Raw genomic sequence first — 12,917 nt, forward strand, 5'->3', positions numbered from 1 at the left:
ACCTCCCGCATCGTCCCGCGCCATCGATCATCCGTTCGAACACATGTTCGAACGATCCCTCGATTATGGCCCCACCCTCCGACAGCGGGCAAGGCGGCCCGGGTGCCAGGAGGAACGGGCGCGCCCCCTGTCGAAGAGGCCCTACGATGGACGACCATGGCATCGATGCAAGCGCTTGCATGGGCTCACCACGACGGCTCGGCCCTCTACGCCCCCGACGGTCCTGTCGCGCTCGGGGACAAGGTCGCGCTACGGGTGCGCACCGCCGCATCGGCGAACGTCGAGCGCGTCTGGCTGCGCACGGTCCTCGACGGCGAGCCCGCCTTCGTCGAGGCGGAGCCGACGGACGAGCGCGGCGGCGAACGGTGGTTCACCGCGCGGCTCGTGCTCCACAACCCCCTCACCCCGTACCGCTTCCTGCTCCAGGCCCACGGCGACACCGTCTGGCTCAACGGCACGGGCCTGCACCACCGCGACGTCACCGATCACCACGACTTCCGCCTCCACACGGAGGACTCCGCCCCGGCATGGCTCCGCGACGCGGTGATCTACCAGGTCTTCCCGGACCGCTTCGCCCCCGATCCGTCCGGGGCCCGCCCCAGGGACCTGCCCGGCTGGGCGCTCCCGAAGGCGTGGGGCGAGGAGCCCGCGACCGACGGCCCCGCCGCCGTCACCGAGGTCTACGGCGGCACGCTGTCGGGCATCGAGGCCCGCCTCGACCACCTCGTCGCCCTCGGGGTCACCACCCTCTACCTCACGCCGTTCTTCCCCGGGCGCTCGAACCACCGCTACGACGCGACCACCTTCGACCACGTGGACCCGCTGCTGGGCGGCGACGAGGCGCTCGCCTCCCTCGCCCGCGCCGCGGACGCCCGCGGCCTGCGCGTCATGGGCGACCTCACCACCAACCACACCGGGGACGGCCACGACTGGTTCGCCGCCTCGCGCGACGCCTCGTCCCCGGAGGCCGGCTACTACCTCTGGAACGAGTCGCGCGACGACTGGGTGGGATGGACGGGCCACCGCCACCTGCCCAAGCTCGACTGGCGCGACGACGCGCTCGCGGCCCGCATGGTCGAGGACGGGTCCGCGGCGGTGCGGCGCTGGCTCGCCCCGCCGTACGGGCTCGACGGCTGGCGGATCGACGTCGCCAACATGACCGGCCGCCACGGGCCCGTGGACGTCAACGCCGCGGTCGCGGCGCGGGTGCGCCGCGCGGTGGCGGCCGACAACCCCGACGCCGCCGTGATCGCGGAGCACTTCCACGACGCGACCGAGGACCTCCGTCGCGGCGCATGGGACGCCGGCATGAACTACGCGGGGTTCCTGCGCCCCGTGTGGCAGTGGCTCGCCGAGCCGGGCACCGGCATCCGCTTCCTCGAGGCGCCCATCGCCGTCCCCTCCCGCACGGGCGCCGAGGCCGCGGCGACGATGCGCGACGTCCTCGCCGGCATCCCGTGGCGCGTCGCGGCGCGCGCCTGGAACCTGCTGTCCACGCACGACACCGCGCGCATCCGCACCCTCACCGGGTCACCCGCCCGCCACCGGGCCGCCGCCGCGCTGCTGTTCACCTATGTGGGGGCGCCGTTCGTGTTCGCGGGTGACGAGGGCGGTGCGAGCGGCGTCAACGGCGAGCACTCCCGGACCCCCATGCCGTGGACCGACATCGAGAACGGCGGCGCGCGCTGGGACGCCGAGACCCATGCGACGTACCGCGCGCTCGGGCAGCTGCGTCGGGAACGCTGCTCGCTGAGGCACGGCGGTCTCCGCTGGGTGGTGGCGACGGACGATGCGCTGGTCTACCTGCGCGAGTGCGAGCACGAGGTTCTCCTGGTCGCCGTCGCGCGTGCGGCGACCACCCTCACGGTCGACCTCGGCGGCCGCACGCTCGAGCGCGTCCACGGCGAGCTCGATGCCTCGCACCGCGACGGGGTCGTGCTGACGTCCCGCGGCGCCGCCGCGGGAGTCTGGGTCCTCGGAGGCGTGTGAGCCGCGTCAGCGCGCGCGCAGCGCCCACATCGCGACCGCCGAGGCCGCGGCGACGTTGAGGGAGTCCACTCCCCCGTGCATCGGGATGATGACTGCCTCGTCCACGTGAGCGAGCGCCTGACGCGTGAGCCCGTCGCCCTCCGCTCCCATCACCAGGGCGACCTTGTCGCCCGCGCGCGCCGCGAAGTCGTCGAGGTCCACCGCATCGTCCGCGAGCGCGAGCCCCGCGACGGTGAACCCCAGCCCGCGGAGCTCGTCGAGCGCACCGGGCCAGGACTCCGCACGCGTCCACGGCACCTGGAACACCGTTCCCATCGACACCTTCACCGACCGTCGGTACAGCGGATCCGCGCACGTCGGCGCGACCACCACCGCATCGGCGCCGATGCCCGCGGCCGAGCGGAAGATCGCCCCCACGTTGGTGTGATCGACGATCCCCTCGAGGACCACGATGCGCCGCGCGTCACGCACCAGGTCCGCGAGCGCGGGCAGCGCGGGGCGCTCCATCGACGCGAGCGCACCGCGATGCACCTGGTATCCGGTCACGTCCTCGAGCAGTGCGGCGGGCGCCACGTAGACCGGCACGCCCGCAGGCACCACCGTCGCGACCGAGTCGAGCCAGCGCTCGCTCAGCAGCACCGCACGGGGACGATGCCCCGCGGCCACCGCGCGCGCGATCACCTTGGCACCCTCGGCCATGTACAGGCCCCGCTCGGGCTCGAGCGCGCGCCGCAGCGCGACATCGGTGAGGTCGCGGAAGTCGGCCAGGCGGGGGTCGGCGGGGTCGTCGACGTGGATCACGGGCATGACGTCCATCATCCCAGCGCCCGCGCCGCCGGGGTGCCGCCGGCGTACCCTGGAGGTATCGACGCAGGTGTCGATGTCGCTGGAGGGAAGCGGCGATGAACGAGCTCGAGACGAGGCTCGGCCGGTGGGTCGAGGCGGGGCTCATCAGCCCCGAGACCGCAGCCGACCTGCGCCGATTCGAGGCCGCGCATCCGCAGGACGGCCCGGCGCGTCCGCGTCCCCTCGCGCTCGTCGGGGAGGTCGTCGGCTACCTCGGCGCCGTGCTCACGGTGTCGGCGCTCGCGTTCCTGCTGAGCCGCACGTGGACCGATCTCCCCACCGCCGCCCGGATCGCGCTGGTCGCCGCGCTGGTCGCGATCACGACGACCGCGGGCATCCTCGCGGCGCGCACGGCGAGCGCTCCGGCGCAGCGGCTGGCCTCCGTGCTGCTCGTCGCGTCGGTGGTCCTCACCGGATGGCTCACCTGGGTGATCGGGCACGATGCGGCGGGCATCGACGACGAGGACATCGGCCGGTGGGTCACCGGGGCGGCCACCCTCGCCGCGGCCGCGGTGTACCTCGCGAGGAGACGCGGGCTGACGCAGATCACGCTGCTCGTCGCGCTGGCATGGACCGTCGAGACCTTCGTTGAGCCCTGGGACGACGATCCGACGGGCCTCGCGCTCGGCCTGCCCTGGGCGGTGCTCGGCGCCTGCTGGATCGCGCTCGCCATCACCCCGCTGCTCACCCCGCGCGAGCCGGCGCTCGTCACGGGCGGGCTCCTCGCGTACGCGGGCCTCGCCATCGCCGCAACCGGCGACACGCGCGGCCTCATGCTCGGCGTCGGCGTCGCCTTCGCGGCGTGGCTCATCGCCGTCGCGGTCATGCGTCGCGAGCTGGTGCTGCTCATCGTCCCCGGGGCGGTGGCGCTGCTCGGCTCCGTGCCGCAGCTCATCGACCACCTGGTGGGCGACACGCTCCTCACCTGGGTCGGGGTCATGGTCTCGGGGCTCGCGCTCGTCGCCGTCGCGGTCTGGATGGTGCGCGACCGGCAACGGCGCGAGCCCGATGAGGCCGGCGCGGCCGACGACGACATCGTGCTGAGCCCCTGAGCGTCGCGCGGGGCGGGCCGTCACGCGCCCCGGACGCGACGAGGGCCCCGGAGGATCGATCCTCCGGGGCCCACCGTGCGGCGCTCGTGTCCTGGCGCGTCCCTACTGGCCCTTCTCGGCGTCCGGGTCGAACGGCTTGCCCGACCGCGTCCCGGCCTGCTCCGCCTCGCCCGAGATGCCCTCGGCCTGACGGCGCGCCTCCTCGAGCGCGGCGCGCGGGTCCGCGAGCGCCGACGTGATGCGCGAGGTGCGCGAGCGGGCACGCTCGGGGTCGCGCTCGAGCGGCTCCGCCTCGTCCGTGACGCCGAAGCCCGCCGCGACGGCCTTGAGCGCACCGGTGAACTCGGTGGGCACGAACCACATCTGGTTGTTGTTGGCCTTCGCGACCTCGGGGAGCATCTGGAGGTACTGGTAGGACAGCAGCTTGGAGTCCGCGTCGCCCTCGTGGATGGCGTCGAACACCTGGAGGATCGCGCGCGCCTCACCCTCGGCCTTGAGGATCTTGGACTGCGCCTCACCCTCGGCCTTGAGGATCGCCGACTGCTTCTCACCCTCCGCCGTGAGGATCGCCGACTGCTTGACGCCCTCCGCCGTGAGGATCGCGGCACGGCGGTCGCGCTCGGCGCGCATCTGCTTCTCCATCGAGTCCTTGATGGACAGCGGCGGCTCGATCGACTTGAGCTCGACGCGGTTGACGCGGATGCCCCACTTGCCTGTCGCGTCGTCCAGGACGCCGCGCAGCTGACCGTTGATCTGGTCGCGGCTGGTGAGCGTCTGCTCGAGGTCCATGGTGCCGACGATGTTGCGCAGCGTGGTCGTGGTGAGCTGCTCGACACCGGTGATGTAGTTGGCGATCTCGTAGACCGCGGACTTGGGGTCGGTCACCTGGAAGTAGATGACCGTGTCGATGTCGACCACCAGGTTGTCGGACGTGATGACCGACTGCGGCGGGAACGAATAGACCATCTCGCGCAGGTCCACCTTGGCGCGCACCTTGTCGATGAACGGGACCAGCAGGTGCAGGCCTGCGTCCATGGTCGAGTGGTAGCGGCCCAGGCGCTCGACCAGGTAGGCCTGCGTCTGCTGGACCACGATGATCGCCCTCGCGATCGCGGCGATCACGAAGATCGCGAGGACCGCGATCGCGACCCACACGATGATCGTGCCTACGTTGTCACCCATCTCAGCTCTCCTTCTCGGGCGCGACCACGGCGGTCGCGCCCTGGATCCTCAGCACCGTCACGTCGGAGCCCTCGGGGATGGCGGGCGCATCGTCCTCGGTGCGCGCCGTCCACACCTCCCCGTTGAGCTTGACGCGACCGCTGGTCTCGGTCACCGTGTCGATCGCGCGGGCCGCACGGCCCACGAGCGCCGCGGTGTTGGTCTCGGCCGCGCCCTCGCCCTTGGCCCGCAGCGAGCGCAGCAGGAAGGGCCGCAGCCCTCCGATGAGCAGCGATGCGACCGCGAGCGCGATGATGACGCTCAGCCACCACGGCGCGCTCAGCAATGCGGCGACACCACCCGCGAGCGCGCCGACCGCGAGCATCGCGAACAACAGGTCGAGCGTGAAGATCTCGATCGCACCGAGGATCATCGCGCCGATGAACCACCACAGGAACTGCTCCACCATGGCCTCCTTGTCTCTCGGCACGCTAGCAGGGATGACGGAAGGCCCGCATCGTCCGCCGGGACGATGCGGGCCTCCTCCCCCGGAAGGGTGCGTCGCGCCTGGTGTCAGGCCGCGACGGGGGCATCCTCGAGCTCGCGAGCCGCGGCCTTGTCCGCACGGTGACCCTTCCACGCACGGGAGATGGCCCACGCCCAGACAGCGACGATGGTGAGGTAGACGGCCCAGCCGTAGGGCGCGACCGCGGACAGCGCATCGGTGTGCAGCAGCGTGCGGGCGTTGGTGAGGAGGATCATTCCTCCCACCGCCGCGCCGAGCATGCGCGGCGGGACGTGGCGGACCAGGTACGCAGCCAGCGGTGCCGCGACAAGACCTCCGGCGAGCAGAGCGAGCACCCAGCCGAAGTCGATCCCGGAGTGGCCGAGGCCGATGAGGAAGCCCGCCGATGCGGCGGCCGCGACCAGGAACTCCGACGTGTCGATCGAGCCGATGACCTTGCGGGGCTCCATGCGGCCCGAGGCGAGGAGCGTGGGCGTGCCGATGGGACCCCAGCCGCCGCCGCCGGTGGCGTCCACGAAGCCTGCGACGAGGCCCAGCGGAGCGAGGAAGCGCGAGCGCAGGGGGCGCCTGGCCTTGTCGGCCGAGACCTTCGTGCCCGTGAAGCGCGTGAGCACGTAGATGCCGAGGCCGAAGAGCAGCATCGCCATGATCGGGCCGGCGGCCTCGGTCGAGACGCTCGAGAGGAGGGTCGCGCCGGCGAAGGCGCCGATCGCGCCGGGCACGCCGACGCGCCACACGACGCGCCAGTCGACGTTGCCGAACCGCGCGTGGGCGATGCCCGAGGCGAAGGTGGTGCCCACCTCCGCGAGGTGGACGGTCGCCGAGGCGAGCGCGGGCGAGAGGCCGACCGCGAGCATGAGCGTGGACGACGTGACGCCGTATGCCATGCCGAGGCTGCCGTCGACGAGCTGCGCTCCGAAGCCGACGATCGCCACCAGGATGAGCGTGCGCATGGATTCCTCCACCCGAGCCGGGTGCGGGCGCACCCATGAGTCGGTATGGAAAAACCATACCTACCTAGTGGGTAGGAATCAATTCCTACTCGCCAGATAGGTTTGTTTGGGCGTCCTCCCAGGCAGCTTGGTCCTCGACAAGGGTCCGGATCTCGTCCGGGAGCTTCCCGGCGGCCAGGTCCGCGACCGTGACGCGCTCGAGCACCGCACGGATCGACGCGCGCACGGCCACCCAGATGGTGAGCAGCTCGGAGGCCGCGCCCTCGTACTCAAGGCCCGAGGGGCGCTCGCCGCGCACGAAGATGAGCGGGCCGTCGACCGAGCGGACCACATCGGCCAGGGTGATCTCCGAGGCGGGTCGTGTGAGCCGGTAGCCGCCGCCGATGCCGCGCTGGCCCACCACGAGGCCGTCGTCGCGCAGCGCGGTGAGGATGCCCTCGAGGAACTTGCGGGGGATGTCCTGGCTCGCCGCGAGCGCGCTCGTGGTGCGCGGCTCCCCTGCGCGCGCGAGCTCGGCGGCGGCCCGGAGGGCGTAGTCGGCGCGCGCGGAGACCTTCATCGGGTCATGCGCGGCGCGCGGAGTAGCGGCCGCCGTTGGCGGTGAGCTCGACCGGCATGCCGTAGGTGCGCGACAGGTTCTCGGCGGTCAGGGTCGGTTCGAGGGGACCCGCGGCGACCACCTGTCCCCCGCGGAGCAGCATCACGTGGGTGAAGCCCACGGGGATCTCCTCCACGTGGTGCGTCACCATGACGATCGCGGGCGAGCGGTGGTCGCCCGCGAGCTCGGTGAGCGCGCCGAGGAGCTCCTCGCGCCCTCCCAGGTCCAGGCCCGCGGCGGGCTCGTCGAGCAGCAGCAGCTCCGGGTCCGGCATGAGCGAGCGCGCCACCTGGACGCGCTTGCGCTCGCCCTCGGACAGCGTGCCGAACTCGCGGTCCGCGAAGCTCTCCATCCCGAAGGCCCACAGCAGCGCATCGGCCCGGTCCTCGTCGACGCCGTCGTAGTCCTCGTGCCAGCGCCCGGTCACGCCGTGCGCCGCGGTCATCACCACGTTGCGCACCGACTCGTGCGGAGGGATGCGGTCCGCGAGCGCGGCGCTCGAGAGGCCCACGCGGACGCGCAGCTCCCGCGTGTCCGTGTCGCCCAGACGCTCGCCGAGGATGCGAGCCTCGCCCTCGGTGGGGAACATCCGTGCCGAGGCGATCGACATCAGGGTGGTCTTGCCCGCGCCGTTGGGCCCGAGGATCACCCACCGGTCCGCGGCGGACACGGTCCAGGACACGTCCCGCAGGATCTCGTTGTCGCCACGGCGCACCCGCACGCCCTCGAAGCCGAGCACCTCAGTCATGGCGGCGAGCCTATCCAAGAATCGAGCGGTAGACGCTCAAGGTGCGCTCCCCGATCGCGTCCCACGAGAAGCTCTCCGCGGCACGCAGGCGGCCGGCCTCGCCCATCGCCTTGGCGCGGGCCGCGTCCGACACCATGTCGGTGAGCGCCGCCGCCAGGTCGCGCGCGAAGCCCTCGGGGTCGAGCGGCGTGCCGGTGCCGTCCTGCACCTGCTCGATCGGCACGAGCGTGCCGGTCTCCCCCGGCACCACGACCTCGGGGATCCCACCGATCGCGGTCGCGACCACCGGGAGGCCCACGGCCATCGCCTCTAGGTTGACGATGCCGAGCGGCTCGTAGACGGACGGGCACACGAACGCCGTGCACGCGTCGAGCACCGCGACCAGCTCGGGCCGCGGCAGCATCTTCTCGATCCACACGACGCCGTCGCGCTGCTCCTGGAGCTTCGCGACCGCGCCCGAGACCTCGGCCGCGATCTCCTTGGTGTCCGGGGCGCCGGCGCACAGCACCACCTGGATGTCCTTCGGGAGCTGCTCGACCGCCTTGAGGAAGTACGGCAGCCCCTTCTGGCGCGTGATGCGGCCCACGAACACGATCGCGGGGCGCGAGGGGTCGATCCCGTGCTCGGCGACGACGGCATCGGCCTTCGCGCGTGCCTCGTCCGTCGACGGGGCGGCCCAGCCGGCGACGTCGATGCCGTTGTGGACCACCTGGACCTTCGCCGGGTCCACGTCGGGGTAGCAGCGCAGCACGTCCTGACGCATGCCCTCGCTCACGGCGATGACGGCATCGGCGGCCTCGTACGCGGTCTTCTCGATCCAGCTCGAGACGCGGTAGCCGCCGCCCAGCTGCTCGGCCTTCCACGGTCGCAGCGGCTCGAGCGAGTGAGCGGACAGGACGTGCGGGATCCCATGGAGCCTCGCGGCGAGGTGTCCCGCCATGTTGGCGTACCACGTGTGCGAGTGCACCAGGTCGGCTCCCCCGCAGTCCTTGGCCATCGGGAGGTTGTGAGCGAGGACGTCGAGCGAGGCATCGCCCACGCCGCCGCCGAGCGCGTCGTAGCCCGTCACCCCGGCCTCGTCGCGCGGTCCGTCGAACGCGCGCACACGCACGTCGAGGTGCGCGCGGAGCACGGCGGCGAGCTCGGTCACATGGACGCCCGCACCTCCGTAGATGTGGGGCGGGTACTCACGGGTGAGGATGTCGACGCGCATGTCCCCCACGCTAGCGGCTCACCCCGCGCGAGGTCTTCCCCGTCGTGCGCATGCCGCCCCGCGCCCTCCTAGGCGGACTCGGATCCCGTCGGCATCACCGGCTGATCCGTGCGGCGGGCGACATCGGGCCCGGTTGCGCCACGCGCGAAACTCCCTGATACGCGCCGGGACCGATATCGCCTAGGCTGGACATATGTCAGCGCCGAAAGTTCTCGCCATCGTCCTTGCAGGAGGTGAGGGCAAGCGTCTGATGCCCCTCACCGCATCGCGTGCGAAGCCCGCCGTGCCCTTCGGGGGCACGTACCGGCTCATCGACTTCGCCCTGAGCAACCTGGTGAACTCCGGGTACCTCCATGTGGTCGTGCTGACGCAGTACAAGTCGCACTCGCTCGACCGGCACATCGCCCGCACGTGGCGCATGTCGCCGCTGCTGGGCAACTACGTCGCCCCGGTCCCCGCGCAGCAGCGACGCGGCCCGCACTGGTACCTCGGCAGCGCCGATGCGATCTACCAGACGGTCAACATCATCGAGGACGAGTCCCCCGACATCGTCGTGATCGTCGGCGCCGACCACGTCTACCGCATGGACTTCTCGCAGATGGTCGACGCGCACATCGCGTCCGGCGCCGAGTTCTCCGTCGCCGGCATCCGCCAGCCGATCTCGCTCGCCGACCAGTTCGGCGTCATCGACGTCGACCCTGCCAGCCCCGACCGCATCCGCGCGTTCCTCGAGAAGCCCAAGGACCCGGCGGGCCTCCCGGACAGCCCGGGCGAGATCCTCGCGTCGATGGGCAACTACGTCGCGAACGCCGATGCGCTGCTCGAGGCGCTCACGGCGGACGCCGACAACCCGTCCTCGAAGCACGACATGGGCGGCGACATCGTCCCCTACTTCGTCGACAAGGGCACGTGCGGCTTCTACGACTTCATCCGCAACGACGTCCCGGGCTCGACCGACCGCGACCGCGACTACTGGCGCGACGTGGGAACGCTCGACATGTACTTCGACGCGCACATGGACCTCATCGCGGTCCAGCCCGTGTTCAACGTCTACAACGACAAGTGGCCGCTGCATCAGGGCCTCGTGACGCACCCGCCGGCCAAGTTCATCCACTCGGAGGAGGGCCGCCTCGGCCACGCCGCGGACTCGATCGTCTCCCCCGGGGTCATCGTGTCCGGCGCGACCGTGACGGGTTCCGTGCTCTCGCCCGGCGTGCGCCTGCACTCGTGGTCGACCGTGTCGGACTCGGTGCTGCTCGACGGTGTCCAGATCCACCGCCACGCGCAGGTCCACCGCGCCATCCTCGACAAGAACGTGGTGGTCGAGGAGGGTGCGCGCGTGGGCATCGACCGCGAGGCCGACCTCGCGCGTGGCTTCACCGTGACCGAGACGGGCATCACCGTCGTGGCGAAGGGGACGGTCGTCGCCCGATGAGGCTGTGCGTCCTCGACGTCGATTCCACCCTGATCACCGCCGAGGTCATCGAGCTGATCGCCGCCCGTGCGGGCACGCGTGAGCTCGTGGCCGAGATCACCGAGCGCGCGATGCGCGGCGAGCTCGACTTCGCCGCGTCCCTCAAGGAGCGCGTGGCGACCCTCGCGGGCGTGCCCGACACCGTGTTCGCGGACGTGCGCGCCGAGGTGGAGTTCACGCCCGGCGTGCGCGAGCTCATCGCGGGGCTCCAGGCGGCCGGCTGGGAGGTGGCCCTCGTCTCGGGCGGATTCGAGGAGGTCGTGGGATCCCTCGCGGCGTCCCTGGGGATCACGCGGTTCCGCGCCAACCGCCTCGAGGTGGCCGAGGGGCGCCTCACCGGGCGCACCGTCGGCCCCGTGATCGACCGGGCGGCCAAGGCGTCGGCGCTGCGCGAGTTCGCCGCGGAGGTCGGTTGCGACCCTGCCGACGCGGTCGCGATCGGCGACGGCGCGAACGACCTCGACATGATGGCCGCCGCCGGCCTCGGCATCGCGTGGCACGCGAAGCCCGTGGTGCAGGAGCAGGCGGATGTCGCGCTCAACGGGCCCAGCCTCGCCGAGGCGCTGCCGCTCATCCTCGAGCGCGCGTAGCCGGAGCCTGCACGCCGCGCGCCTCCACGCGCAGGCGCGAGCGGGTCGCGTCGGTGGTCGTTGCGGGGTGCTCGCACCTTTCCTGCGCGAACAGACGGTCCGCGCTGTCCCCCGTTGCGGCGCGCTCGCGCCTTTCCTGCAGGAATGGCGATGGCTGGCTCACGCCGTGACGGGCGACGTCCGCTCCGACCCGCCGCCGCTCGTGCAGGAAAGGCGCGAGGACGCGACCATCACCATGCTCGCGCCGCGGCCTCACCCACGGCACCGCCCGAGCAACGGCGCGGCTCGATGCTCGCGCGCGCTCAGCCCAGCCGAGCGCGCGCCGCGAGGGCCATGATCGCGAAGGCCTGCGCCTCGGCGCTCGTGCCCGGCGAGTCGAAGCCCGGCGCTCCGCACACCTCGCGCACGAACCCGTCGCCGTCGACATAGGACAGCGCCACATCGGTCCAGCGCGCCGCATCGTCCGCATACGAGGCCGGGAGCCAACCGTCGGCCACGCCCGTGAAGGCCGCATACGCGAGCATCAGGCTGGCGGCTCCGTCCACGAAGGACGATGCGTCGTCGAGGACGTCGTGGAAGCGGCCGTCGGCGCGCTCGAAGCGGGCGCACGCGTCGAGCAGCGCGCGGGTCTCCGCCTGCCAGCGCGAACGCACGGTCTCGGCCTCCACGCCCAGGTGCAGCGCGCGCGCAAGCCCGGCGGCGATCCAGCCGTTGCCGCTCGCCCAGAAGGCGTCGCGCGTGAACCGACGCGAGGCCATGTCGAAGCGATGGCGATACAGCCCCGTGGGCTCGTCCCACAGCTGCTCGCGGTGCATGCGGTACTGCATGTCCGCGGGCGCCAGGTCCCCGGCGGCGACGAGCGCGGGCACCACCATGTAGACCGAGTCCGCCCACACCTCGGTCGAGCCCTTGAGGTGGTGGAGCACGCCCCAGTCGTCGCGCGGCGAGAAGCGCAGGAGCCACCAGCGCTGGCGCTGCGCGGCCTCGGCGGCCGCCGCATCCTCCTCGCCGAGCAGCAGCGCGGCCTCGAGCAGCGAGCCCGAGTTCACGGCGCCCGCATCGTCCATGCCGCCCAGCTGGCCGTCGGCGTCCTGGCGGGCCACCGCGTCGCGCGCGAGCGCGCGGGCGAGGTCGAGGTCACCGCCGTCGATCGCGGCGTGCGAGGCGACGCCCTGCTCCCAGGCGTACCGCTGCATCGTCAGCAGGGCGCGCCACAACGCCCGGACCTCCGGCGTCGCGGGAAGGTTCGGGCTCACTCCTCGACGTCGCGGCCCGAGAGGACCGAGACGAGCCGGCCGCAGCGCGAGGTGACCTCGGTCCACGGGCACGAGAACTCCAGGACCGCCGCCGTGGCCGTGGGAAGCCCGTGGGCGACCCGCTGCAGCGCCGTCTTGTCGGAGCCCGGGCCGGCGAGGTGAGCGGCCGCGGCCGAGGAGGTGGGCTCGTGACCCACGACCACCACGGTCTCCGCGTCGCCAGCGCCGCGCAGGACGTCGAGGAGGCCGGCCACGTGGGTCTCGTAGAGCTCCTCGTCGAGGCGGGTCTCGCAGTCGCCGAAGGCGGTCGACATGAGCTTCCATGTCTGCTGCGTGCGCACGGACGGCGAGACCAGCGCCAGGTCAGGGGTGAGGCCGGCCTCGGCGATCACCTGGCCCAGGCGGGTCGAGGCCTTGCGACCGATGAGCTCGAGGGCACGGTCGGAGTCCTGGAGGCCGGCCGCGGGGGCCTCGGCCTTGGCATGGCGGGCGAGGATCAGCGTAGGCACGG

At 72.4% G+C, this 12,917-nt stretch carries 13 protein-coding genes; 4 read left to right on the plus strand and 9 right to left on the minus strand.

Annotation, left to right across the window (positions count from 1 at the left end):
• Nucleotides 1-156: 156 nt before the first annotated feature.
• On the plus strand, nucleotides 157-1,989 hold the full coding sequence (locus AOM06_RS12745; protein ID WP_156163702.1) for an alpha-amylase family glycosyl hydrolase: 1,833 nt from the start codon (nucleotides 157-159) through the stop codon (nucleotides 1,987-1,989).
• Nucleotides 1,990-1,995: 6 nt separating this feature from the next.
• Here AOM06_RS12745 and AOM06_RS12750 read toward each other — a convergent pair whose 3' ends face one another.
• Entirely contained in the window at nucleotides 1,996-2,796 is an 801-nt protein-coding gene (locus AOM06_RS12750) for a TrmH family RNA methyltransferase (protein ID WP_062307377.1), read from the minus strand.
• A gap of 95 nt (nucleotides 2,797-2,891) precedes the next feature.
• Between AOM06_RS12750 and AOM06_RS12755 the strand changes: the two genes are divergently transcribed.
• Entirely contained in the window at nucleotides 2,892-3,887 is a 996-nt protein-coding gene (locus AOM06_RS12755; protein ID WP_062307107.1) for a DUF2157 domain-containing protein, read from the plus strand.
• Between the two features lie 102 nt (nucleotides 3,888-3,989).
• Here AOM06_RS12755 and AOM06_RS12760 read toward each other — a convergent pair whose 3' ends face one another.
• The 6 genes from AOM06_RS12760 to glgA form a co-directional block, all read right to left on the minus strand.
• Complete coding sequence (locus AOM06_RS12760; RefSeq protein ID WP_062307111.1) at nucleotides 3,990-5,069, minus strand: SPFH domain-containing protein; 1,080 nt, start codon at nucleotides 5,067-5,069, stop codon at nucleotides 3,990-3,992.
• A gap of 1 nt (nucleotide 5,070) precedes the next feature.
• The gene (locus tag AOM06_RS12765; RefSeq protein ID WP_062307114.1) at nucleotides 5,071-5,517 is read right to left on the minus strand and encodes an NfeD family protein; all 447 of its coding nucleotides are present in this window, start codon (nucleotides 5,515-5,517) and stop codon (nucleotides 5,071-5,073) included.
• A 104-nt stretch (nucleotides 5,518-5,621) separates the two neighbouring features.
• Nucleotides 5,622-6,527 (minus strand): sulfite exporter TauE/SafE family protein, encoded by a 906-nt coding sequence (locus AOM06_RS12770; protein WP_062307118.1) that lies wholly within the window; start codon nucleotides 6,525-6,527, stop codon nucleotides 5,622-5,624.
• Between the two features lie 85 nt (nucleotides 6,528-6,612).
• Nucleotides 6,613-7,086: an RrF2 family transcriptional regulator gene (locus tag AOM06_RS12775; RefSeq protein WP_062307122.1), complete on the minus strand. Its 474-nt coding sequence runs from the start codon at nucleotides 7,084-7,086 to the stop codon at nucleotides 6,613-6,615.
• A gap of 4 nt (nucleotides 7,087-7,090) precedes the next feature.
• Nucleotides 7,091-7,873, minus strand: a complete 783-nt coding sequence (locus tag AOM06_RS12780) for an ABC transporter ATP-binding protein (protein ID WP_062307126.1) — start codon at nucleotides 7,871-7,873, stop codon at nucleotides 7,091-7,093.
• Between the two features lie 10 nt (nucleotides 7,874-7,883).
• Nucleotides 7,884-9,086, minus strand: coding sequence for a glycogen synthase (glgA, locus tag AOM06_RS12785; RefSeq protein WP_062307129.1), 1,203 nt, complete (start codon nucleotides 9,084-9,086; stop codon nucleotides 7,884-7,886).
• 193 nt (nucleotides 9,087-9,279) lie between these two features.
• On the opposite strand from glgA, the gene glgC reads away from it, so the two are divergent.
• Both glgC and serB read left to right on the plus strand, forming a co-directional pair.
• Nucleotides 9,280-10,521 carry a glucose-1-phosphate adenylyltransferase gene (gene glgC, locus AOM06_RS12790; protein WP_062307131.1) on the plus strand — a complete coding sequence of 414 codons (1,242 nt, stop codon included), beginning with the start codon at nucleotides 9,280-9,282 and terminating at the stop codon, nucleotides 10,519-10,521.
• Nucleotides 10,518-11,150: a phosphoserine phosphatase SerB gene (gene serB, locus AOM06_RS12795; protein WP_062307134.1), complete on the plus strand. Its 633-nt coding sequence runs from the start codon at nucleotides 10,518-10,520 to the stop codon at nucleotides 11,148-11,150. Before glgC ends, serB begins: the two co-directional genes overlap by 4 nt.
• Before the next feature lie 302 nt (nucleotides 11,151-11,452).
• Here the strand turns inward: serB and AOM06_RS12800 are convergent, their stop codons facing one another.
• Together AOM06_RS12800 and AOM06_RS12805 are read right to left on the minus strand one after the other, a co-directional pair.
• Nucleotides 11,453-12,406: a glycoside hydrolase family 88 protein gene (locus AOM06_RS12800; RefSeq protein ID WP_062307138.1), complete on the minus strand. Its 954-nt coding sequence runs from the start codon at nucleotides 12,404-12,406 to the stop codon at nucleotides 11,453-11,455.
• The gene (locus AOM06_RS12805; protein ID WP_062307143.1) at nucleotides 12,403-12,915 is read right to left on the minus strand and encodes a SixA phosphatase family protein; all 513 of its coding nucleotides are present in this window, start codon (nucleotides 12,913-12,915) and stop codon (nucleotides 12,403-12,405) included. Before AOM06_RS12805 ends, AOM06_RS12800 begins: the two co-directional genes overlap by 4 nt.
• Between the last annotated feature and the right edge of the window lie 2 nt (nucleotides 12,916-12,917).

Origin of the sequence: Demequina subtropica, from assembly GCF_000971235.1 — a bacterium.
Classification (GTDB): domain Bacteria; phylum Actinomycetota; class Actinomycetes; order Actinomycetales; family Demequinaceae; genus Demequina; species Demequina subtropica.